At 67.1% G+C, this 21853-nt stretch carries 19 protein-coding genes and 1 pseudogene; 6 read left to right on the top strand and 14 right to left on the bottom strand.

Annotation, left to right across the window (positions count from 1 at the left end; translation table 11 throughout):
- Window positions 1-41 precede the first annotated feature (41 nt).
- From proC to AC3A3W_RS14670, 6 genes are all read right to left on the bottom strand, one after another.
- Window positions 42-875: a pyrroline-5-carboxylate reductase gene (gene proC / locus AC3A3W_RS14695; RefSeq protein WP_487443767.1), complete on the bottom strand. Its 834-nt coding sequence runs from the start codon at window positions 873-875 to the stop codon at window positions 42-44.
- A gap of 517 nt (window positions 876-1392) precedes the next feature.
- The gene (locus AC3A3W_RS14690) at window positions 1393-2415 is read right to left on the bottom strand and encodes a Ppx/GppA family phosphatase (RefSeq protein ID WP_487443766.1); all 1023 of its coding nucleotides are present in this window, start codon (window positions 2413-2415) and stop codon (window positions 1393-1395) included.
- Between the two features lie 118 nt (window positions 2416-2533).
- Complete coding sequence (locus tag AC3A3W_RS14685; RefSeq protein ID WP_487443765.1) at window positions 2534-2983, bottom strand: SseB family protein; 450 nt, start codon at window positions 2981-2983, stop codon at window positions 2534-2536.
- A gap of 63 nt (window positions 2984-3046) precedes the next feature.
- On the bottom strand, window positions 3047-5770 hold the full coding sequence (gene topA / locus AC3A3W_RS14680) for a type I DNA topoisomerase (RefSeq protein ID WP_487443764.1): 2724 nt from the start codon (window positions 5768-5770) through the stop codon (window positions 3047-3049).
- Between the two features lie 125 nt (window positions 5771-5895).
- A complete protein-coding gene (locus AC3A3W_RS14675; RefSeq protein ID WP_487443763.1) occupies window positions 5896-6585 on the bottom strand; it encodes a winged helix-turn-helix domain-containing protein in 690 nt (229 codons plus the stop codon).
- Window positions 6586-6656: 71 nt separating this feature from the next.
- The gene (locus tag AC3A3W_RS14670; protein ID WP_487443762.1) at window positions 6657-8264 is read right to left on the bottom strand and encodes a DUF7059 domain-containing protein; all 1608 of its coding nucleotides are present in this window, start codon (window positions 8262-8264) and stop codon (window positions 6657-6659) included.
- A gap of 42 nt (window positions 8265-8306) precedes the next feature.
- Between AC3A3W_RS14670 and AC3A3W_RS14665 the strand changes: the two genes are divergently transcribed.
- The 3 genes from AC3A3W_RS14665 (at window position 8307) to AC3A3W_RS14655 (ending at window position 10084) form a co-directional block, all read left to right on the top strand.
- Window positions 8307-8912 carry a hypothetical protein gene (locus AC3A3W_RS14665; RefSeq protein ID WP_487443761.1) on the top strand — a complete coding sequence of 202 codons (606 nt, stop codon included), beginning with the start codon at window positions 8307-8309 and terminating at the stop codon, window positions 8910-8912.
- Window positions 8913-8922: 10 nt separating this feature from the next.
- A complete protein-coding gene (locus tag AC3A3W_RS14660) occupies window positions 8923-9366 on the top strand; it encodes a DUF6023 family protein (protein ID WP_487443760.1) in 444 nt (147 codons plus the stop codon).
- A 148-nt stretch (window positions 9367-9514) separates the two neighbouring features.
- Window positions 9515-10084, top strand: a complete 570-nt coding sequence (locus AC3A3W_RS14655) for a DUF6023 family protein (RefSeq protein WP_487443759.1) — start codon at window positions 9515-9517, stop codon at window positions 10082-10084.
- On the opposite strand, the gene trhO is transcribed toward AC3A3W_RS14655, so the two are convergent.
- Window positions 10081-10974 (bottom strand): oxygen-dependent tRNA uridine(34) hydroxylase TrhO, encoded by an 894-nt coding sequence (gene trhO / locus AC3A3W_RS14650; RefSeq protein ID WP_487443758.1) that lies wholly within the window; start codon window positions 10972-10974, stop codon window positions 10081-10083. The genes AC3A3W_RS14655 and trhO overlap by 4 nt on opposite strands.
- Before the next feature lie 165 nt (window positions 10975-11139).
- Between trhO and AC3A3W_RS14645 the strand changes: the two genes are divergently transcribed.
- Both AC3A3W_RS14645 and AC3A3W_RS14640 read left to right on the top strand, forming a co-directional pair.
- Entirely contained in the window at window positions 11140-11832 is a 693-nt protein-coding gene (locus tag AC3A3W_RS14645) for a GNAT family N-acetyltransferase (RefSeq protein WP_487443757.1), read from the top strand.
- Between the two features lie 75 nt (window positions 11833-11907).
- Entirely contained in the window at window positions 11908-14319 is a 2412-nt protein-coding gene (locus tag AC3A3W_RS14640; protein ID WP_487443756.1) for a DEAD/DEAH box helicase, read from the top strand.
- Between the two features lie 39 nt (window positions 14320-14358).
- Here AC3A3W_RS14640 and AC3A3W_RS14635 read toward each other — a convergent pair whose 3' ends face one another.
- The 7 genes and pseudogenes from AC3A3W_RS14635 to ssd form a co-directional block, all read right to left on the bottom strand.
- The gene (locus AC3A3W_RS14635) at window positions 14359-14724 is read right to left on the bottom strand and encodes an Rv3654c family TadE-like protein (RefSeq protein WP_487443755.1); all 366 of its coding nucleotides are present in this window, start codon (window positions 14722-14724) and stop codon (window positions 14359-14361) included.
- Entirely contained in the window at window positions 14721-15116 is a 396-nt protein-coding gene (locus tag AC3A3W_RS14630; protein WP_487443754.1) for a TadE family type IV pilus minor pilin, read from the bottom strand. The genes AC3A3W_RS14635 and AC3A3W_RS14630 overlap by 4 nt, the downstream gene beginning before the upstream one ends.
- A 140-nt stretch (window positions 15117-15256) precedes the next feature.
- Window positions 15257-15541, bottom strand: coding sequence for a DUF4244 domain-containing protein (locus AC3A3W_RS14625; protein ID WP_487443753.1), 285 nt, complete (start codon window positions 15539-15541; stop codon window positions 15257-15259).
- A gap of 152 nt (window positions 15542-15693) precedes the next feature.
- Window positions 15694-16308, bottom strand: a complete 615-nt coding sequence (locus tag AC3A3W_RS14620) for a type II secretion system F family protein (RefSeq protein ID WP_487443752.1) — start codon at window positions 16306-16308, stop codon at window positions 15694-15696.
- 61 nt (window positions 16309-16369) lie between these two features.
- A complete protein-coding gene (locus tag AC3A3W_RS14615; RefSeq protein WP_487443751.1) occupies window positions 16370-17194 on the bottom strand; it encodes a hypothetical protein in 825 nt (274 codons plus the stop codon).
- Window positions 17191-18484, bottom strand: a pseudogene (locus AC3A3W_RS14610) (TadA family conjugal transfer-associated ATPase). Before AC3A3W_RS14610 ends, AC3A3W_RS14615 begins: the two are co-directional and overlap by 4 nt.
- Window positions 18481-19758, bottom strand: coding sequence for a septum site-determining protein Ssd (ssd, locus tag AC3A3W_RS14605; RefSeq protein WP_487443750.1), 1278 nt, complete (start codon window positions 19756-19758; stop codon window positions 18481-18483). Before ssd ends, AC3A3W_RS14610 begins: the two are co-directional and overlap by 4 nt.
- Before the next feature lie 167 nt (window positions 19759-19925).
- Here ssd and AC3A3W_RS14600 point away from each other — a divergent pair, with 167 nt between their 5' ends.
- On the top strand, window positions 19926-21680 hold the full coding sequence (locus AC3A3W_RS14600; protein WP_487443749.1) for a bifunctional 3'-5' exonuclease/DNA polymerase: 1755 nt from the start codon (window positions 19926-19928) through the stop codon (window positions 21678-21680).
- Window positions 21681-21853 lie beyond the last annotated feature (173 nt).

Raw genomic sequence — 21853 nt, 5'->3', positions numbered from 1 at the left:
GGGGGGGGGGGGGGGGGGGGGGGGGGGGGGGGGGGGGGGGACTAGCCGAGCTGCCGGGTGATCTCGGCGGCGCGGTCCGCGGCCGCACGCGCCCCCGCTGCGATGATCGCCGGCATGCCGCGCTCATCAAAGGTGGCAATGGCGCGTTCCGTGGTGCCGTTCGGGCTGGTCACGGCCTTGCGCAGCGCGGCCGGCTCGGCACCGGGCTCGGCCAGCATCAATCCCGCGCCCGCTACGGTCTCCCGAGCCAGCAGCAGGGCCAGCTCGGCATCAAGTCCGAGCTCGACGCCGGCTGCCGCCATGGCTTCGGCGAGGTAGAACGCGTACGCGGGCCCGGAACCGCTGATGGCACCGAGGGCGTCCACCTGCTCTTCCGGAATTTCGACGACGGTCCCCACCGCGGAGAGGATGTCTTTAGCCTGCTGGAGCTGCTCAGGCGTGCAGTGGGTACCGGCGGAGACGGACACGACGCCCCGTCCCAGCTTCGACGGGGTGTTGGGCATGGTCCGGATGACCGGCTGCCCCTGCGGCAGTGCTGCTTCCAGCTGGGCGATCGAGACCGCCGCCGCGACGCTGATGACGATGGTGTCCGGGGCAAGAGAACCGCTGATTTCGCGGGCCAGGTCGGCCGTCCCTATCGGCTTCACACCGAGGATGACCACACCCGATCCCTTTGCCGCCTGTTTGTTGTTGTCAGGCTCCTCGGAACCGGCAATGGCGGTAATCCCATGATGGCGTTCTGCCAGTTCGGCAGCACGCTCCGCGCGCCGCACGGTGGCCACCACGTCCATCGGGTTGGTACCCGCCTCGAGGAGACCGCCCAGGATTGCCTCGTTCATTGATCCACAGCCAAGGAATGCGATTCGGTTGCTCATTGCTCCATCATTGCAGTTCGCCGCCGAGGATGCAGGCCGGCCGCTTCATGAGCCCATTCACAGGAAGCTCACATGTTTGTCCGAGCTTCCGCACATTCTTGGGCCATAACGTTGGTGTTACCTCATTGAGGGTGCGAGTGATACGGCAAGCATGGGGATGTTTGCCCGGCACCGACGGACTGCAGCGGTTTACCCATTTTCCTGCGGCAGGCCGTCGGTGCTTTTTCTTTAACCGCTTAGGTGGTTCAACCAGGCAGTGCCGCTCTGGTGGGGCAATCCGATTCCCAGCTCCCACTCAGGGAAAATCCGTCGAACACCCATATTGGCTCGCTAGTGTTTTTAGTGCCTCACAAGGTGCGAGTGATGGAGCTGATCCTTCGGGATCGGCGCGGCGCCGGTCGGTTGCAGGAGTGTTCCCCCAACTCCTTCTGCGAAACCGTCCGGCGCTTCACCTTTAACCGGTTCGCTGACAGGCACCCTCATCAGCAGACATGGTTGATGCCAAGCCGGCTGCGGCTCATCCGGCCGCTAACGGCTCCGCCTGCTGGGGACCGGCGTGCTGGGCGGCCCCAGGCGGGAGTCCGACATGCGGAGCCGGCTCCAGCGGGCCCTCAAAGACCAGCTGGTCGAGACGCCGCAGGATGAGGCCTTCCCGCAAAGCCCAGGGGCAGATCTTGATCTTCTTGAACGCGAACAGTTCCAGGGCCGCTTCCGCCACCAAGGCGCCCGCCAGGAGCTGGTTGGCGCGCGCCTCCGAGACGCCCGGCAGATGCAGCCTGTCCTCGCTTTTCATGGCCGAGATGCGCTGCGCCCAGATGCCCAGGTCCGTGGCGTTCAGCTCGCGCTTCACGTACGGGCCTGCGCCGCTCGGTGCCGCGCCTGCGATGCGCGCCAGCGAGCGGAAGGTCTTGGATGTTCCGGCAACGACATTGGCCCTGCCGATCGGGTCGAAGCTCCGGACGGCGGGCTTGAGCGTCGCCCGGATGTAGCGCCGGAGTTCCTTGACGCTCTTGGCGGAGGGGGGATCCTCGTGCAGCCAGTCCCTGGTGAGGCGGCTGGCACCGAGGGGCACGGACGTGGCCAGCTCCGGGAGCTCGTCCTGGCCGGACGCCATCTCGAAGGAGCCGCCGCCGATGTCCAGGTTCAGGATGGGGCCGGCGCCCCAGCCGTACCAGCGGCGGACGGCGAAGAACGTCATGGAGGCCTCTTCGCTGCCGGTCAGTTCCTGCAGCGTCACTGTCGTCTCGTGCTTCACCCGGGCCAGCACCGTCGGCCCGTTCGTGGCCTCGCGGATGGCGGACGTACAGAAGGCGAGCAGGTCATCGGCCTTGTGGCGCGCCGCAAATTCCCACGCCTCAAGGACGAACTCTGCCAGCTCATGCTGGCCGGCATCGGTGATGTTGCCGTCGCCGTCGAGATACTGCACGAGGGACAGGGGCCGCTTGTGGGAGGCGAAAGGCACGGGGCGCGCGCCGGGGTGTGCATCCACCAGCAGGAGGTGGACAGTATTGGATCCGATATCGAGGACGCCTAGCCGCATCCTGCCATTATTCCCTCCGGAACGCCGGCGGGAGCAATCCGTGCGTCCACATTTCCTTGGTGCCGAATCTCTGGTCCCGAACCCTTGGTGCCGAATCCCTGGTGCCGAACGGGGGGCGCTACTCGCCTTCGAGTCCCGCGGGATTGGCGTCGCTGTCGTCAGCCCGCTTGAAGTCGCGCTTGATGTTGGCGATGCCCTCGGGGTTGATTTCAAATCCGTAGGCTGCACCGGGGTTGATGACCATGCCCAGTTCGTCACCGATGTTTGCAATGATGGCTGCACCTTGGGTCCCGAGAACGTTCGGGGCCGCCTCGAGGTATTCCTGGTCCACGCGGCTGGGGTGTGAGAACACGGCCAGTACCGGCTGGCCCTCGGCGTTGCCCAGCACCAGCGGTTCCACCTCGGAGTTCTCGCCCTCAAGGGCGTCGGAACTGATGATGTAGACCTCGTTGTTGAGGAACGACAGGATGACGTCCACCGGGTTGGCGTCCGGCCGGTCCCCTTGGGCCAGCTTCTCCTCGAGGTCGTTCAGCGGCGTGGTGTCTGCGGGTCCGGGCTGTTCAGTCATGTATCTACTCGACCACGATGCGAAGCCCGGCGCAATTCCGCAGCACAACCAGCGGCTCAGTCCCTACTTCTTTGCCGCTGCCTTCTTGGCCGGGGCCTTGCGGGTGGTTGTCCGCTTGACCGGACCCTTGGCCCGCTTTTCGGCCAGCAGTTCGACAGCCTGTTCCCGCGTCAGTTCCTCCAGCGAGGTGCTCCGGGGCACGGTGATGTTGGTGACGCCGTCGGTGATGTACGGCCCGAAGCGGCCCTCCTTCACCACGATGTTCTTCTCCGAGACAGGGTCCGGGCCGAACTCCGCCAGCGGCGGCACGGCGGCGCGGGCACCGCGCTGCTTGGGCTGGGAGTAGATCTCCAGCGCCTGCTCCAGCGTGATGGTGAAGATTTCCTCTTCCGAGCCGATGGAGCGCGAGTCCGTGCCCTTCTTCAGGTACGGGCCGAAGCGGCCGTTCTGGACCGTGATCACGTTGCCCTCAGTGTCTTCGCCGAGCACCCGCGGGAGGCTCATGAGCTGCAGGGCCTCATCGAGGGTGATGGATTCCACTGTCATGGACTTGAACAGGGAACCGGTGCGCGGCTTGGCCTTGACCGGCTTTTTCGGCGGCTTGGGCTTGCCGTTCTTGTAGTACTCGACCGGCTGGTTGGCGATCTGCTCTTCGGTCATCTCAGGGATGATCTCGGTGACGTAGGCGCCGTACCGTCCATTCTTGGCGACCACGGTGTGGCCGGTGTGGGGATCGTTGCCGAGGACCCGTTCCTCAGGCGCGGCTGTCTCCATCAGCTCCACGGCCTTGGCGGCTGTGAGCTCGTCCGGGGCCAGGTCCTCGGGCACGTTGGCGCGGGCGGATTCCACCACCTCGCCCGTCTTCGGATCCACGGTGGGGACAGAGCTTTCGAGGTACGGTCCGAACTTTCCGACGCGCAGCGTGATGCCGTCCGCAATGGGCACCGAGTTGATTTCCCGCGCGTCGATCTCGCCCAGGTTGTTGACGATGCTCAGCAGGCCGGGATCAGCATCTTCGCCGTAGTAGAAGTGCTTGAGCCAGGCGGCGCCGACGGCCTGGCCATTGGCGATCTTGTCCAGGTCGCCTTCCATGTCGGCCGTGAACTCGTAGTCCACGTAATCCGTGAAGTGCTGCTCAAGGAGCCGCACCACGGAGAAGGCAATCCAGCTGGGTACCAAAGCCGAGCCCTGCTTACGCACGTAGCCGCGGTCCTGGATCGTGGAAATCGTGGAGGCGTAGGTGGACGGGCGTCCGATGCCCTTCTTTTCCAGTTCGGCTGTGAGCGAGGCTTCCGTGTAGCGCGGCGGCGGGGAGGTCTCGTGGCCCACGGCGATGATGTCCGAGGCGGTGAGGGAGTCGTTCTTGGCCACGTTCGGCAGGCGGCGGGCTTCCTCGGACTCGTCGTCTCCGCGGCTTTCGTCCTTCCCTTCCTCATAGGCAGCGAGGAAGCCGGGGAAGGTGATGACGGTGCCGGAGGCCGAGAACTCGGCGTCGCGGCCGTCGGCTGCCACCGCGCCGAGGCGGATGGTGGCGGTGGAGCCCTTCGCGTCGCCCATCTGGGATGCGACGGTGCGCTTCCAGATCAGTTCGTACAGGCGGAATTCGTCACCGGAGAGCTGCTTGGCGACCTGGGCCGGGGTGCGGAACGAGTCACCGGCGGGGCGGATGGCCTCGTGGGCCTCCTGCGCGTTCGCGGCCTTGCTGGTGTAGACACGCGGCGACTGCGGAACGTACTCCGGGCCGTACAGTTCTGAGGCCTGGCGGCGGGCTGCAGTAACGGCTTCGTCGCTCAGCGCTGAGGAGTCCGTACGCATGTAGGTGATGTAGCCGTTCTCGTACAGCCGCTGGGCGATCTGCATGGTGCTCTTGGACGAGAACCGCAGCTTGCGGCCGGCCTCCTGCTGGAGCGTGGAGGTGGTGAACGGGGCGGCCGGTCGGCGGGTGTACGGCTTCGTATCGACGGACCGGACCCGGAAGTCGGCATTTTCCAGCCCGGCCGCCAACGACGTGGCGAGTTCCTCGTTGAGGTGGACCGCGTTGCGGGCGGTGAGCACGCCGTCGTCGTTAAAGTCCCGGCCGCTGGCGACCTTGGCACCGTCCACGGCGGCGAGCTTCGCTTTGAAGGAGCCCGACTCGGCGCCGAACTGGCCGGTCAAATCCCAGTAGGACGCTGCCTTGAAGGCCATCCGTTCCCGTTCACGGTCAACCACCATGCGGGTCACCACCGACTGCACGCGGCCGGCAGACAGGCCGCGGGCCACCTTGCGCCACAGCACCGGGGAAATCTCGTAGCCGTAGAGCCGGTCCAGGATGCGGCGGGTTTCCTGGGCGTCGACCAGGGCGGCATCGACGTCGCGCAGGTTGTCCATGGCGCGGTGGATGGCTTCCTTGGTGATTTCACCGAAGGTCATCCGGTACACCGGGACCTTGGGCTTGAGCACTTCCAGCAGGTGCCACGCGATGGCCTCGCCCTCGCGGTCCCCATCGGTTGCGAGGTAGAGGGCGTCGGCATCCTTGAGCTGGGCCTTGAGTTCGGCCACCTTCTTCTTCTTGTCCGGAGACACGACGTAGTACGGTTTGAAGCCGTTTTCGACGTCGACGGCGAACTTGCCCACGGAGGTCTTCTTCAGTTCCGCCGGAAGTTCGGACGGCTGCGGCAGGTCGCGAATGTGACCGATGGAGGCCTCAACGATGAAGCCCTCGCCCAGGTACTTGGCGATGGTCTTGCTCTTGGCCGGAGACTCCACGATCACGAGTTTCTTGCCGGTTTTGGCCTTGCTTGGCACAGTGCTCCTACAGAAAAAGGTTGCTCGGGCAGATGAGCCCATATTGGCCTAGTTCACCATATTTTGCAGAATCATGCGCAGTCATGTGGAAAACGCGTGGCCGCCGTCACGGCCACGAAACGCAGCTAGGACCCCTCGGAGGCGCCCTTCCGTCCCTGGTGTTGCGGTGCCCGGTCGTCCGGAATCATGGACCACATGGTGGCGATCCGCTCAGCCCCAGGCGGGATGCTGCCCAGGTCCGCAAGCTCATAGTTGCGCAGCAGTCCAAAGACCTTGTCGCGGAGTTCCAGCTGCTGTGCCGGAGTCAGATACAGCAGGTCAGTGGCGAGCACCACCGCCGCGGGCGGCGGAACTTCGCCGGGCTGCTGCTGCTCGGCCCGGGCCTTGGCGTATGCGTTGGCGCGGCGGCGGAAGGCCTGCAGTTCGAGGTCGACGACGGTGAGGTCAGGGCTGGCTGGCCCGCCGCCGGAGTTGATGGCGAAATCAGTGCCGGCAGCCTTCCAGCGCCGCTCGCGCGCGTCCCCGGCCGTCTCGGCCGGAGCCACGATTCCCCATTTCTGCAGCGCCCTCAGGTGGTAACTCATCGCGCTCGGTGTGAGGCCGGTCTGCCCGGCAAGCTCGGTGGCCGTTCGGCTCAGCTGGGTGGAGTACAGCTCGGAGATGACCTCCAGCCTCGCGGCGTGGGCCAGCGCCCGGATTGCCTTGGGGTCGGTGATCTCCACCCTATTTTCCGGGCGGCCCCTGCGCTTCGGCTGGGCATCCCCGTCTGGTGCCATGCCGACGGCAGGGTCCCCGCGGGGCGTGTCTGTGCTCACGCCTTAAGTCTAGTCAGCCGGCCGCAGTTGTGAAAGGAATGCTTGATATCCAGCCTTGGTCCCCGCAGGGCCTAGTCCTCCCCTGCCGGCAGCAGGAACCCGTCCCTGACCAGGTTGGCGACGTCGGCGAGCATGCTGCCACGGAAGGCTTCCCGGTCAAAGCCCTCGTATCCGCCCAGCAGGGCTTCCAGGGCACCGATGATCTGCCCTGCCGAGAGGTCGCCGTCGCACGCCGAGACGAAACCGGCAAGTTCGGTGCTCAGCAGGTTGGTGCGCCGAAGCCCGGCACCCTGGCGCAGCAGGATCACGCCGGGGTGTTCGGCGCCCGGCCGTTGGTGGCGTTCTTCGGTGACGTCCTCAGCCACAAGCAGGTGGGTGGTAGACAGGTCGTTCGCAGCTAGCCAGTCGCTGCGTTTAATTGCGGCGCCGAGGTGGGGACCCACAGGCTGCTCGATCGGATACGTGATCTCCTCAAACCGGTAGATCCGGCGGGATCCTGCCGCGGGCCGCCGCAGCCAGATCATGCCGAAGCCAATTCCGCCAACGTTCCGCGAAGCAAAGTCATCGAGGTAGGCGGAGTATGCCTCCTGATAGTGCCCGCGGTCCCGGTTTTCCGAGGCATCCTGCAGCCAGGTCTCGGCATACTGTTCCGGTCCGACCTGCTCCCGCTGGATAAACCAGGCATCGGTGTCCGGACCGGCCCAGCTTTGCGGCCGCTCCTCCCACGACTTCCCCGCCGTGATCTCCCAGTTGCCCAACAGCTGGGCTGTTCCGTCAGGCGCCAGCACCTCCGGCAGGGACTTGACCAGGGAGGCCACGATGTCATCACCCGGCAGGCCGCCGTCGCGGTAGGTGAACTGGTCTTTGGCAGCCTCGCCGTCGCTGCGCGGCGTGATGACGAAGGGCGGGTTGGATACTACGAGGTCGAACTCCTGTCCGGCCACGGGCTCGAGAAGCGAGCCGCGCCGCAGCGTCACCCGGTCCTCTGACCGCGACGGGTCCACGCGGAGCGCCTCGGCGTTGAGCAGGATATTGAAGCGCGTGAACGCCAGGGCCCGCGCGGAGATGTCCGTGGCGGTGACGTGCTCGCTGTGGTGCAGCAGGTGGAAGGTCTGGATGCCGCAGCCTGTGCCCAGGTCCAGGGCCCGCGTGGCCCGCCGCCGGATGGTGGTCTGCACCAGCGTTGTGGAGGCCTGCCCGATGCCCAGGACGTGGTCGTGGCGGAGCACACCGGGGCGCTGGTGCGCGGCGAGGTCGCTGGCCACCCAAAGGTCCGCGCCGTCCCAGCCGTAGGGCCTGAGGTCCGCGACTGCCGTCACCCCCGCCGCCGCGACCTCCGCGAGCCCGAGTGACACCAGGCCCGCCGTCCGGGTCCGCGGCAGTGCGGTATCGATCGCTGTGGCATCCTGCGGAACGGCCAGCAGCCAGAAACGTACGACGGCGGCAAGGGCCGCGGTGCGCGGCGCGCCGTGGGAGGCTTCCTCTGTAACGATCAGCGCGGGGATGAGCTGGTCCCGGTCCAGCGCCGAATATGCCGACGGGCCCAGCAGCTCGGCGACGCCGTCCACGGAGTAGTCCAGCTCCCGGAGGTCCGCAGCCAAAGCCTGCAGGAGGTCCGGGAGGTCGCTGCGGGGAGCATCGGGGGTATTGCCGGCAGTGAAGAGCGTTGATTCGGTCACCGGGCAAGTCTATTTGTCCTAGGGGGAGGCTAGAGTGGGGCCATGCTCGGCACCCAAGCAGCGGCGGCTGGCCCGGAGTGGCTCCAGTACGTTGCGGCATTCGCTCCCCTCAGTACGCTGGCGGCGGCTGTGATCGCCGGCTGGATTGCCTGGCGGACGCTCGCCCAACGGCGCGAAGCGGACCGCCGGGACCAGTGGTGGCAGCGCACCCAGTGGGCCATCGACCTGGCGATGGAGCGCGATTTCAGCCGGGCAGTAGTGGGCCTCATAACGCTCAGGCACCTGGCCGACAGCGACCTTTGCACCGCCGAGGACTACGAGATGCTGGACAAGATCGGCGGCGCCAAGATCGATGCCCTCACGCTGTCCGAAGAGAGCGCAGGCCGGCCCACCGGGGCTCCGGCGCCCACGCAGCCTGCCCCCGCGGAGCAGGGAATCCCGGGGAAAGTGCCGCCGGGGCATCGCTCGGTTCGGGGTGACCTTGTCCCTGTGGACCTCGAGTCCCGCGGGGAGCGGGTCTTTGCGGCTTCGCCGGAAATGGCGAAAGCGCTGGCAGCTGCAGACAGACTTGTCTCTTTCACTGCGGCCCGGCATCACGGCCCTGGCGGGGCCGGGCCGGCCGCCGGCCGGCCCTCCGGCAGCAGGTAAGTTTATAGGTATGGCTGAACGTTTCCCGGCGATGCTCCGCGCCCTCTCAGGGGCGGCGGCAGCCGCCTGCATCCTGCTCGTCCTTCCGGCCTGCTCATCCGTGGTGTCCATCGAAAACGCCGACGTTCCCGCGTGGAAAGCCACGGCATTGCCGTCTGCCAGCGATGCTGTTCTTGAGGATGCAGGCAAGATCCTCAACCGCGACCGGATCATCCGGGAAGCAGCCGGCGTCCCGGCCGGCCGCTACACCCTGACGGCGACATGCGAGGGCGGGGGCAAAGCCTTCTTTGAAGTGTCGCTCAACGGGCGGCAGCTGGTGGATGCCGGGGCAGCCTGCAACGGCAGCCGGGAAACAACCAAGCTCACGGTGGACACAGCCGGGGCTCTTGAAATCAGCACGTCCAGCGTCGATGCCCCGCTCATTTATGCGTACCAGCTGGTCCCGGCGAACTAGCCCGGCCACTGGGAACACCGGCTCGTTCGAGGGGGCTGGCGGAAAAATCTGCACCTGGACCGGGGTCCTGAAGCGCGGGGCCGGACCAGCTCCGCTTACCTTGCATTGGCCTATAGCCCCGCGGGTCCGGCGGGCTTAAAGTCGGTGTATGCCCACAGTGCGGATGTCCTCCGTACGCAAACCCTTCAGGCGGGCACCGCGGGTGCCGCCACTGCGAGCCCCGGCAGCCGGCGTCGTGCTTTTCCTTGCGCTTAGTGCCGGCGCCGTCCTGAGCGGCTGCGAATACAGTTACGACGACGGCCGTGGCGCACTTCCCGTCGACACGTCAACGCCCGTGACAGACGCGGCGCTGCCGCGGGATCCGCTGTTGAACCTTCCCGTGTCAGGCGCCGAGCTCGACGCATGGGCGCGCGAGGTCCTGCCGGACTCCTCGGGGCAGGTCGTGTACACCGATTACGGCACTGTCGAAGAGGACGACGAAACGAAAGAGTCCACGGGGCGGCTGCCCAGCGGCACGTATGCCCTGACGCTTGCCTGCCGCAGCGAACGGCGGGTCTCGTTCACCGTGCGCGATTCCGAGTTCGCCCTCGTGGACCTGAGCCTGCGCTGCGGCACATCGAGGGTGAACGTGGTGCACCTCTCAAAGGCTTCGGTGCTGCGGATAACCGTGGAGGCGAGAAGGGATGCCAACTTCGCGGTCAAAATAAGCCGGCTCTAGGCTGCGCAACCCTCCGGGCAGCGCAGGGTTTCCGGGCTGGCGGCACATTCGGCGCAGTACAGCGTCAGGGTGCGGCAGCTGAGGTTGGAGCAGTTCTCGAATTTGCTTGTCGGCGACGCGCACCGGACGCATTGGCCGATCGTTTTCGCGTCCTCACTGAACTCAAGGTGCATGCGCTTGTCGAAGACGTACAGCGAACCTTCCCAGAGGCCCTGATCCTTGAACGTTTCGCCGTACCGGACGATTCCGCCGTCGAGCTGGTACACCTCTTTGAAGCCCCGGTTTACCATCAGGCTGGAGAGCACCTCACAGCGGATGCCGCCCGTGCAGTACGTGACCACCGGTTTGTCCTTCAGGGCGTCGTATTTACCGGACTCGAGTTCCTTGATGAAGTCGTGGGTGGTGGCAACGTCCGGCACAACCGCATCCTTGAACTTGCCGATCTGCGCCTCGAAGGCGTTGCGTCCGTCGAAGAACACGACGTCCTCGCCGCTTTCCTTCTTTGCGTCCACGAGTTTGTGGAGTTCCTCGGGCCCCAGGTGCGTCCCGCCGCCAACGACGCCGTTCTCGTCCACCTTGAGCTCACCGGGGGCGCCGAAGGAGACGATCTCGTCCCGGACCTTGACGCTGAGACGGGGGAAGTCAGCCGCGCCGCCCTCCGACCACTTCACGTCAATGCCGTGAAAGCCCTTGTACTCGCGAGTGGTCTTGACGTACTGCTTGACCGCGTTGATTTCGCCGCCCACAGTGGCGTTGATGCCGTCCTTGGAGATCAGGATGCGCCCGGTCAGGCCCAGCTTCTCGCAAAGGGCTCGCTGCCAGAGCCTAACGGCGTCGGGGTCAGCGATGGGGGTAAAGCCGTAAAAAAGGACGATTCGGTTCAAGGCCACGTATTTAAGGGTACTGGCTGTGTAGAAGGCACCGGAATCCGGGTGCCGCAGGACGGCGAAGCCGATGGAGGTGCTCCTCGGGGCGGAAGGCCGGGCCCCATCACAATTGCATAAGCAAGTGCCAAAGCTCTGTTGCTTGTGACAGCGCTGGAATAGTCTCATCACATGACGCCAGAAGCCATGGTTGGAGACATCACTCATCTGCTGGAAGTCTGGGTAGCCGGCTGGGCCGGCTGCCGGGGCTATGAGACCCGCACTGAGGGACGGTTCCCTGCCGCCCTCCGAGCCGACACGACCGGGGAATGGGAGTATTTTGCTTCCGATCCCTCCGACTCGGAGTTTGCGGACCTGGCAGCCAAGACCGCAGAGGTGCCGGCGCGGGTGCTGACCATCCTGACCAACGACGTTGACCGGTATACGGTCCTCGCGCAGCAGCACGGGCTCAATGTCACATCCGCGTCCCAGACCATGATGGTCGTGGACATGGAAACGCAGGACGCCGAGGACCCGTGGCTTTCCGATGACGAACTGACCTTCGAGTCGTCCGAATCCAACGGCGTGCACCATGCCGTTGTCCGATCGGGCGACAAACTCGCAGCCAGCGGACAGGTGCTCGTGATCAACGGGACCGCCGTGTTCGACAAGATCGTGACCGAACCGGACTTCCAGCGCCGCGGGCTGGGCAGCTTCATCATGAAGGCCCTGGCCGCACAGGCGTTTGAGCACGATGTGGAGGACGGCCTGCTGCTCGCCTCGCTCGACGGGCAGAAGCTCTATTCGCACCTGGGATGGACGTCGGTCTGCCACGTCCTGATGCTCTCCGCCTCGGACGAAGGCTCCGACCTCTCGGTCGTCTGACGCGCTGCGTCCCGCCTGGGGGCTTCCACCCGCCGCGGTGTCCGCCGATTTTTTCGCAGGTGAAAGAATATTGGGGTGAACCCCCATGACTCGCTGATTCCCCTGTTGGGCCGCGGCCCGAACCCGGAACAGCTGCGGCATGTGCGGACCATCCCGGCACGCGAGGCAGTGCACGACCCGTGGCCCGAATGGGCTCATCCCGATCTCGTGGCTGCTTACGGCAACCTGGGCATTCACCAGCCGTACCGGCACCAGGTTCAGGCAGCCAACATCGCCCACTCCGGCGGACATGTTGTGGTCGCTACTGGCACGGCGTCCGGAAAGTCGCTTGCCTACCAGCTTCCTGCCCTGGACGCGATCCACCGCTCAGAACTGCGTGTGCTCTCCGAGCCCGGCAAGATACACGACGACGGTGCGGTGGCACTGTATCTGTCGCCGACCAAGGCCCTCGCAGCGGACCAGCTGGCGGCCATCCGCTCGCTCAAGCTGCCCACAGTCCGGGCAGAAACCTACGACGGCGACACCGACCCGGCATCCCGCCGCTGGATCAGGGATCATGCCAACATCATCCTGGCCAACCCGGACATGCTGCACTTCGGGATTTTGCCCAACCATGCCTGGTGGGCCGGGTTTTTCCGGCGCCTGCGGTACGTGATCGTGGACGAGGCGCACAGCTACCGCGGGGTTTTTGGCTCCCACGTGGCCAACCTGATGCGCAGGCTCCGGCGCATCTGCGCCTACTACGGCGCGGGCACCTCCTCCCCCGGCCCGGTCTTCATCGCAGCGTCCGCCACCGCGTCAGATCCGGAAAAGTCTTTCGGGAGGCTCATCGGAGCCCCGGTCCAGGCCGTCGCGGAAGATTCATCCCCTCACGGCTCCACCACCGTGGCATTCTGGGAGCCGGCCCTGACCGAGGTACGCGGTGAAAACGGCGCCAAGGAACGACGAACGGCCGTGGCCGAAACAGCTGACCTGCTGGCCAACCTTGTCTCATCCCGGATCCGGACGATTGCGTTCATCAAATCCAGGCGGGGAGCGGAAACCATCTCGTCCATCACCAAGCGCCTGCTTGACGAGGTTGACCCCAGTCTGCCCCAAAGGGTCGCCGCCTACCGTTCCGGATATCTCCCCGAAGAGCGGCGCGCTTTGGAAAAGGCACTGCGGTCAGGGCAGCTGCTGGGCATTTCCAGTACCTCTGCCCTGGAACTGGGCATTGACATCTCCGGCCTGGATGCGGTGCTGGTCGCCGGCTGGCCCGGGACGAGGGCCTCCCTGTTCCAGCAAATAGGCAGGGCTGGGCGCGCCCGGCAGGATGCGATTGCCGCCTTCGTGGCCAGCGACGACCCTTTGGATACGTACCTGGTGAACCACCCTGAAGCGATCTTCGACGTGTCGGTGGAGGCAACGGTCTTCGATCCCTCGAATCCCTACGTTCTCGGCCCGCACCTCTGTGCCGCTGCCGCCGAACTGCCCCTGGGCCCAGCGGAGCTTCCGCTGTTCGGTGGCACGGCCGAGAAACTGCTGGGCCAGCTGGTGGAGCGGGGATATCTGCGGCGGCGCCCGGCCGGCTGGTTCTGGACCCATCCGCAGAGCGCGGCAGCCATGGTGAACCTCCGGGCCGACGGAGGTGGTCCGGTGAGCATCGTTGATGCCGACACCGGGTCCCTTCTGGGGACCATGGACTCCCCGCAGACCCACTACCAGGCGCATACCGGCGCGGTCTACGTCCACCAGGGTGACAGCTATGTGGTGGAGGACCTGAACGAGGACGAACACTGCGTGGTGGTGCGCCGCGCGAATCCGGACTACTACACCACGGCCCGGGATATAACGCAGATCGACGTACTGGCGACCGACCGGACGGCGCAGTGGGGTGACGTTGCGGTGCATTTCGGCGACGTGAAGGTGACGACGCAAGTGGTTTCCTTTCAGCGCAAAGCCCTCATTTCAAACGAGGTCCTGGGCGAAGAACCCCTCGAACTGGGCGCCAGGGACCTGTTCACGAAGGCCGTCTGGTTCGTGATGGACAACCGGTCCCTAACAGGTGCCGGCCTGATCGAGGCGCAGTTCCCCGGCGCCCTCCACGCGGCGGAGCATGCGGCCATTGGGCTCCTGCCGCTCGTGGCGTCAAGTGACCGCTGGGACATCGGCGGCGTCTCGACGGCGCTCCACGCCGACACCGGGGTGCCCACCATCTTTGTGTACGACGGGCACCCCGGCGGCGCGGGCTTTGCCGAACGCGGCTTCGAAAAGGCCAAGGTGTGGCTCACGGCCACGCGTGATGCCATCAAGGCCTGCGAGTGTGAGTCCGGGTGCCCGTCCTGCGTCCAGTCGCCCAAGTGCGGCAACAAGAACAACCCGCTCGACAAGGACGCGGCCGTGACGTTGATCGATGTCCTCTTGAGGCATGCGACCGAAACCGTCCGTCCGCCCAAGGAGTTTGCGTCGACCGCGGGTTTGCCCGATGCCGGCGAGGGAATCGGCTGACACCCACGGCTGCTCCATCGGCCGAGGCGGCCGGACCCGCTACGGAGGAGGTCCCGCCCGGGCACGGCCTGCGGCGGATCCTACGATAGTGCTGGCCCTCAGTTGGGTGCGGACTTCCACGGACTGATCACCTCCCTCCGTGCACGCAACAAGCCTCGCGTCATGTCGGGCCGCGACGGCGGCGGCAACGGTGCAGGGTTCTCCCGAAGAAACGCCGCGCAGTGCGTCCGCTGCGGCCAAAGCGGCAAGGTCGGCCGCGGCTGCGGCCTGGGACGCCATGACCGCCGACTGCGCGAGCAGGAGACTCATGGACATAGCCAGGATGACCACCATTCCCAGTCCTGCAGCAAGGATTGTGCCGGATCCGCGCTCACACCCCTCACCACGCCACGCATTAGCGTTCACACCGGTCTCCCTGCCCTAGGCGCGTCCCTCAGGCCGCCGGCGACACCGTTGTGGGTCCCGGGGATTCCCGTCGCCGCCGCTTCCCCTCGAGCTTCGGCCTTCGCTGTCAGTGTCCATGGCACCACGGTTCCAAGGGGTCCGGCTGCACGGTCCGTGACGGTTACGCCCAGCCATTCACCGTCGGTCACCACCACTGACGTGGCCGAGGGGCCTGCCAGCTTGCGGACGATGCCATCAACGGTGGCCGGTTCTTCGCCGCGGGCAAGGGCTCTGGCACCGGCGCGGGCTGCTTCCTCCAGCCGAAGCTGGGTGATCCCTGCTGCAGACCCCGCCAGGAGCATGGCCAGCAGCATGATGACTGCAGGCAGTGCGACCGCGAATTCAGCCGTCACGGCGCCGCGGCTCCCAGTTGCGCTGCTGTCTGTTGCGCCACTCTCAGACGCGCGGCTCCCAGTTGCGCGGCTGTCTGTTGCGCGGCCCCCGCCTGCGGAGACTTGCCTCGGACGGTCCGCCGAGGTCTGCAGCACGGGGGTCATGGCAAGGCCAGCGCCGTGCGGATCAGGTTGAGCAGGAAACCGCGGACTTCGTCGCTTCGCAGGATGAATACCAGAATCCCGGCGAAGCCGACCGCCGCCAAGGTGGCGATGGCATACTCCGCCGTTGCCATTCCGACCTCGGATCCAGTGAGTCGCTTCCTCGGGCGCATCTTTACGCGGGGAGCCGTGCCAGCCCCCGGATAGATTTCCCGCACTTCTGCATAATCGCTTTCCTGACGTGCAGGCTGGGCGCCGCCGAGTCTGTTTTGGTTCAGGGACATGGTATTCCTTTCTGATTTACCGGCGGTGTTGCCGGCTACTCCGACTGTCCCGTCTGCCGGACCGGACGATAAGTGCTGCGTTGACCTAAGTGGAAAACCAGCGCCCGCTCCGCCGTGTGGAGGAAAAGTGCCCGGCTCAGGGACTTTCACACTCACGATCCCGAGGGCACCAGGGCGAGCAGGACCGGGACCACGCCCAGACAGACAAACGCCGGGAGTGAGCAGAGGCCCAAAGGAATCACCAGCTTGACGCTGAGGGACGCGGCGCGCCTTTCCGCCGACCGGAACCGTTCACGACGCATCCTGGCAGCCTGGGCGTACAGAATCGCGGACGAGGGCGCTCCAGTCAGCGCGGCGAACCCCAGGGCGTCGCGCAATGCGACTACCTCAGCGGCGTGCCCCTCGGAACTCCGCCAAGCGGTTTCCCAATCGGCTCCAATGGCCAGCGCGGCCACCACAGGCCTCAAAGAAGTGCGATACGAGGGTGAGGCAGCAGCCGCGACGAGCTCCAGGGAACGGCCGATGCCACATCCGGCATCCAGCATCGCGGCGACCAACTCGAGCATCACTGCCGGATCCCGCAGACCGGCTTCTTGGCCGGCCGGACCCGACCTCGCCGCGTCGCCGGGAGACGTGGCGTCGTCCAGCAGCACGCCGACCTTGGCCAGCAGCCGCTTCCGCATGCGTGAGCGGCCGGACAGTGCGAGTGCCGCCGCCAACGCCAACAACGATGCAATCACGGCCGCGGACACTGTCGGCTCCGTCATATCGTTGCCGCCCTCACGCCACGGGTCCGGTTCTGCCGCCCCGGTTCACTTCCATTGAGCGTCACGCCACTGCCGCTCCGGCAGCCGCCCGCACCAGCCTTGCAGACCAGATCCGGCCGGCAACGGTTAACAGGATCCCGGCGACAAGGGCGGCGACACCGAGCGGCGTCCCGACGAGCATTGCCAGTGGGTCCACGCCCAGGCAGATTCCCAGCCCGAGTCCGAGCAGGGGCAGCCACGTCAGTAGCGTGACTGTCGCCTTAGGCCCCGCGAGCGCGGTTTGACGTGCTGCCTCGGCGTCGTCCTCTACTTCCAGCTGCGCCGCGAACCGGGTCAGGACGTCCGCCAGGGGGCAACCGCTAGCCTCTGCGATATCGAAGCAGGCGGCAAGCTCCGCCCAGATCCGCGGTTCGTGGCCGGTCGTTCTCTGGCCTGACGACCGGGCGGCGAGCCGTATTGCTTCGGCCACCGGGGCGCCCCGCAGTGCCGCCCCGCGGGCGGCCGCCAGAATCGCCGCCGATGCGGTGCTGAGCCGCGGGCCATCGGGCGTGCCCACGGCCGCGCCGGCTCCGGCATGCACCAGCCACAGTTCGTCCCAGAGCCGGGACGGTGTCCGGCCGCCCTTCAGCAGGGCTGCAAGCTGCTGGACCACCACGGTGAGCGGCACGGCCGTGTCCTTGCCGCGCTTGGCGCCGAGGCGCCCGCGCAATGAAGAATGCCTGCGGTTCAAACCGCCGCCGGTGCCCCCGCCGCCGGTTCCGGGACCGGATGTCCGGTGAACGCTGCCCCGTCTGAAGGCGCTGCGCACCCGGCGGCTTACGCCGCGCGGCGGCCGCAGGATCAACCACAGCGCCATGGCCAGCGCCACCACGAGAAGGGCGGTCATCCCGCGGCTCCGCCGGAAAGCTGCGGCCTGGAGAGAGCAGGATCCAAGCCAAGCCGCCCGGCCAGCGTCTCCCATGCCGGGCCAGCGACCAACTGCCCGCCCACGTCCTCCAGGGCGGCGGAAACGCCAAGCGTCCCGGCAGTCTGCTGCAGCAGTCCGACGCAGGCCACGTGCCGTCCTTCCCGGCGCCGGGCGACATGGACGACAACGTCCAAGGCACTGGCAACCTGGAGCCGCACGGCATCCTGCCCCAGCCCCGCCAGGGCGCCCAAAGCCGTGAGGCGGGCAGGCACGGCACTGGCGGTATTGGCGTGGATCGTCCCGCCACCGCCGGTGTGGCCCGTGTTCATGGCCGTCAGGAGTTCGCGCACTTCAGCGCCGCGGCATTCCCCCACTACCAGCCGGTCGGGCCTCATCCTCAAGGCCTGGCGCACCAGCTCGCCCAGATCCACGGTGCCGCCTCCTTCCAGGTTGCCGTGCCGCGATTCAAGGGCGACGACGTGCGGGTGCACCGGGTTCAGCTCCGAGGCGTCCTCGATCAGGACCAGCCGCTCCCCGGGATGGCACAGCCCAAGCAGGGTGGACAGCAGAGTGGTTTTTCCCGACCCGGTGGCCCCGCTGATCAGGAAGCTCAGCCGATGGTCCACCATGCGCTCCAGCACGGACTGGACCAGCCGGCCGAACATCCCGCCGGCCCTGAGTTCGTCCATGGAGAAAACCTGCTCGCGGCGGATGCGGACGCTCAGCAGGGTTCCGGCAGTGGAAATGGGAGGCAGGACCGCATGGACCCGGTAGCCGCCGTCGAGCCCGTACATCGACACAGGGAGAACCGTCATCGAGGCGGCGTCCGCCTGCGGCCACGAGCCGCGACGCGAGCGCCCGGAGCTGCGTCTCCCCGGCAAAGGCCACCGGCGCCCTTTCAATCCCCCGGCCGCGGTCCAGCCATACGGAGTCCGGCGCATTGACGAAGATGTCCGTGACCGAAGGATCCCTGACAAGCTGCTGAAGCGGCCCCAGACCGTTAAGTTCAGCACTGATGCGCTCAACAGCCGCAAGGGACCCGGCGGTGCCGAGCAGTTTTCCGGTGGCCTGCACGGCGGCTGCCACCCGTGAGGGCGTCACCGGCCCGGGATCCGCCATGACAGATTCCCGCACACTCTCGAGGAGTCCGGAATCCAACGCTCTGGATGTGCGCCGCCGACCGCTGCCGTCCGTGGGTACCGGTCTGCCGACGGACGGCCCGGGACCGAACCGGGGACCTCGCCCCGGGGCGTCCGAGTGCGCGCTCACTGCGCATCTCCTGCCGGCAGCCCACCGTCGAGCAGCTCGAGGACGGAGGCGGCGAACCGGCGTACGCTCCGCCGCTTACCCTGTTCCAGCAGGCGGCCGAGCTCAGCCGCCCCGGCAGTGCCGCGCACTTCGGGCATAACTCCGTGCAGCGGGAGGCCCACGGACTCCGCAATCAACGTCCCGTCCAGGGCGGCACCTGCCCTGCCCCGGATGACCAGCGCCGAATCCACGGGCGGAAGCTCCTGAAGCAGCCGGGCGGACGCCACAGCCGCCTTCAATTGGGCAGGAACCACCACGAGCAGGCGGTCGCAGTCCCAGGCAAACGTCCGCAGCGGTTCGACGTTGCGGCCGATGTCGACGACGACAAGCTCGTAGCCCCGCCGCGCGGCATCGAGCACGCCGCCGACGGTGGCGGCGTCCACGGCGGGTGGCCGTTCCCGGCTTCCCGGCCAGGACAGGAACGAGAAGCCGCCCGCGACGGGTAAGGCGTCCGCGAGCTGCCCGGGATCGATGCTGCCGCTCGCGTCAGCCAGGTCCGGCCAGCGCAGTCCCGGCGATTCTTCTGCCGCCAGGGCTAGCTCGAGTCCGCCTCCCCAGGGGTCGGCATCCACGAGCAGGACCCGCGCGCCAAGGCCCGCGGCCGCCTGCGCAATCCAGATGGCGGCGGTAGTGGCACCTGCACCACCGCAGCCGCCGGTGACGCCCAGCACCAGGCCGCCCGCCTCCGGTGAGCGTGAGCGGCTCAGGTATTCTGCCAGCCACGCTGCGGCATCGGGCAGCACGGCCACCCGCTGCGCTCCAATGGCCGCCGCCAAATGCCAAAGGCTGTCCCCCTCGCCGCTGAGACCCACCAAGACCGCAGGTGCCCGACGGCGCGGGGGCAGCTCACGGATGTCGCTTCCGACCAGGACTGCCGCCGCCGAATCCCAGTATGGCGCGGCCTCCGAGACATCGGCGACAACGCGCAGCAGCCCGCCGGCCGCGGCCACTATCCGTTCCACCTCGCCTTGGAGAAAATCAAAGCCCGTCACCAGCAGCACCTCGTCGGTATCCGCGGGGAGCCACGCGCCCGGTCCCGGCTCAGGCGGCCGCAACGGCGCGGCCCGCAGCGGAGTCTCTGGCCCGGGAAAGCGGACTGCGGCCCCGCTGGGCGCCGAAAGCCGCACGGTGGCCGGATCCGGGAGCAGTCCCGCCGGCCGGTCCGTGCCCGCCGCCGAGAGCGCCCCATCCGGTACTGACGGAGTTGCCTGGTTGCGTGCATGATGCCTGCTCATGGAACAACTCTTGCGGGAACGGGTCCCGCCCGGCAGTCACAGACGGCGCTATGTGGACAAACCCCACAGGCTGCCGTCATGTGGAGGAGATGCTGCGCCGGCACGTAAACAGGCCCCCCGGCAGCCACCCGGCACAGGGCGGCGTCAAATCAGGGGACAATAAAACCATGTTTCTGTTGCTGGCTGCCCACCCCGACGGCGCGGCCCTGCAGGAGCTCACAGCCGATGGCCTGCCGAGCCCGCGCAATCCCCATCCGCGGATCATCAGCCGCACGGCCGCGACCGCTGTCCCCGAAAACCTCGGAGGAAATTCCGTCATAGCCGGACTTCCCGCCGTCGTGCGTGAACTCGAACAGCGGCGGCCGCGCTGGATCTGGCACCGGACGCAGGACTGGTATCCGGCGTTGCTGGAGGCGGGCGTGGAGCTGGAGCGGTGCTACGACCTCTCACTGAGCGGGGCGATCCTGGCGCATTCGGAGTTCACGGCCCATACGCCCTACGCGCTCCGCGCGGAGAAGATGACGCAGGACGACGACCTCCAGCAGCCCCCGCGGGTGCTTCAGCCGCCCCCGCCGCCCGCCGATCAGGGTGCCCTCTTCGAGGATCCGGGTGTGCAGTCTGAATTGCGGCCAGCCCTCGACGAACTGCGCGCCGAGTACGCCGCGCAGCAGGAAGCCCTGGCCGACGCCGGCACGGACGGCAACCGCAGGCAGCGCCTCCAGCTGCTGCTCGCCGCCGAGTCTGCGGGCGCCATGATCGCAGCCGAGATGCAGCACGCAGGCGTGCCTTGGCGCGAAGAGCTGCACGAACAGATCCTCGCCGACCATCTGGGTCCCCGCCCGCCCGCAGGCCACCGCCCCGCCAAGCTGGAGGCGCTCACCACCGAACTCCGCCGGCTGCTGCACTCCCCCGCGTTGAACCCGGATTCCCCGCAGGAGCTGATGCGTGCCCTCCACCGGAACGGCATCGAGGTGAAGTCCACGCGGCAGTGGGAACTGAAGGAGTCCACCCACCCTGCCATTGAACCGCTGCTGGCTTATAAGAAGCTCTCGCGGCTGCATACGGCAAACGGCTGGACGTGGCTGGACGCCTGGGTCAGGAACGGCCGTTTCCAGCCGGAATACGTCGTGGGCGGCGTGGTATCCGGCCGGTGGGCGTCGCGCGGGGGCGGCGCGCTGCAGATTCCGCGCCAGATCCGCGGCGCGGTTCACGCCGACCCGGGGCACAAGCTGATCGTCGCGGACGCGTCCCAGCTGGAACCGCGCGTGCTCGTGGCGCTCGCGCAGGATTCCACGATGGCGGAGGCCGCCCGGGACCAGGACCTTTATGCGGGCATTGCCGCCAAGGGATTCGGCGGCGACCGCGCCAAGGCCAAGATGGCCCTGCTCGGTGCCATGTACGGCGCCACATCGGGCGAAGCAGGCCGGCTGATGCCGCAGCTGGCACGCACCTATCCGCGCGCCGTCGGCTTCGTGGAGCAGGCCGCCCGCGCGGGCGAGGCGGGCAAGACTGTCACCTCCCGGCTCGGCCGCAGCAGCCCGCCGCCCTCCGAGCAATGGTTCCGAAGCCAGCAGTCCACCTCGGCGGAGGAGCAGCGCCGCGCCGACTCGATAGCCCGCTCACGCGGCCGCTTCACCCGCAACTTCGTAGTGCAGGGTTCCGCGGCCGACTGGGCCGCCTGTTGGCTTGCGGAATTACGACGCCGGCTGCGCGGCCTGCGTGCCGACGGTTCGGTTTCCGGTGAGCTCGTCTTCTTCCTCCACGACGAAGTCATGGTGCACGCCCCGGACGGTGCGGTCGAAAGCTGCATCCGTGCCATCGAAGATGCCGCCAACGCCGCGAAGGAGCTGCTCTTCGGACGGATTCCGGTGGAGTTCCCGGTCAGTGTGGCGGTGGTGGACTCGTACGACAAGGCGAAGTAGCCCACCCCCAAGGCAGAAGGCGGAAGGCGGAGAGTAGCCCGTGGACGGCGGGAACGAAAGTCACATGCCTGCACACCGAAACCCCCCGTTTCAGTAAGTAACTTACCCGCTGGTAGTTCGCGCCAGTGCGGCGCATCACACTACCCTCGAAGGTAACCGGGCAGTGGCAGTTA

It is taken from the genome of Arthrobacter sp. Soil_N43 (genome assembly GCF_057655195.1).
The sequence above is the reverse complement of the archived record's forward strand: the minus strand, read 5'-3'. Positions and strand labels throughout refer to the sequence as shown.

Bases quoted from the DNA above. Each gene is read 5' to 3' on its own strand.
- AC3A3W_RS14685 (WP_487443765.1), bottom strand. From the start codon at position 2,983: ATGACTGAACAGCCCGGACCCGCAGACACCACGCCGCTGAACGACCTC.
- AC3A3W_RS14600 (WP_487443749.1), top strand. From the start codon at position 19,926: ATGTTTCTGTTGCTGGCTGCCCACCCCGACGGCGCGGCCCTGCAGGAG.
- AC3A3W_RS14645 (WP_487443757.1), top strand. From the start codon at position 11,140: ATGACGCCAGAAGCCATGGTTGGAGACATCACTCATCTGCTGGAAGTC.
- AC3A3W_RS14620 (WP_487443752.1), bottom strand. From the start codon at position 16,308: ATGACGGAGCCGACAGTGTCCGCGGCCGTGATTGCATCGTTGTTGGCG.
- ssd (WP_487443750.1), bottom strand. From the start codon at position 19,758: ATGAGCAGGCATCATGCACGCAACCAGGCAACTCCGTCAGTACCGGAT.
- AC3A3W_RS14615 (WP_487443751.1), bottom strand. From the start codon at position 17,194: ATGACCGCCCTTCTCGTGGTGGCGCTGGCCATGGCGCTGTGGTTGATC.
- AC3A3W_RS14660 (WP_487443760.1), top strand. From the start codon at position 8,923: ATGGCTGAACGTTTCCCGGCGATGCTCCGCGCCCTCTCAGGGGCGGCG.
- proC (WP_487443767.1), bottom strand. From the start codon at position 875: ATGAGCAACCGAATCGCATTCCTTGGCTGTGGATCAATGAACGAGGCA.
- AC3A3W_RS14690 (WP_487443766.1), bottom strand. From the start codon at position 2,415: ATGCGGCTAGGCGTCCTCGATATCGGATCCAATACTGTCCACCTCCTG.
- AC3A3W_RS14655 (WP_487443759.1), top strand. From the start codon at position 9,515: ATGCCCACAGTGCGGATGTCCTCCGTACGCAAACCCTTCAGGCGGGCA.
- AC3A3W_RS14625 (WP_487443753.1), bottom strand. From the start codon at position 15,541: ATGTCCCTGAACCAAAACAGACTCGGCGGCGCCCAGCCTGCACGTCAG.
- AC3A3W_RS14665 (WP_487443761.1), top strand. From the start codon at position 8,307: ATGCTCGGCACCCAAGCAGCGGCGGCTGGCCCGGAGTGGCTCCAGTAC.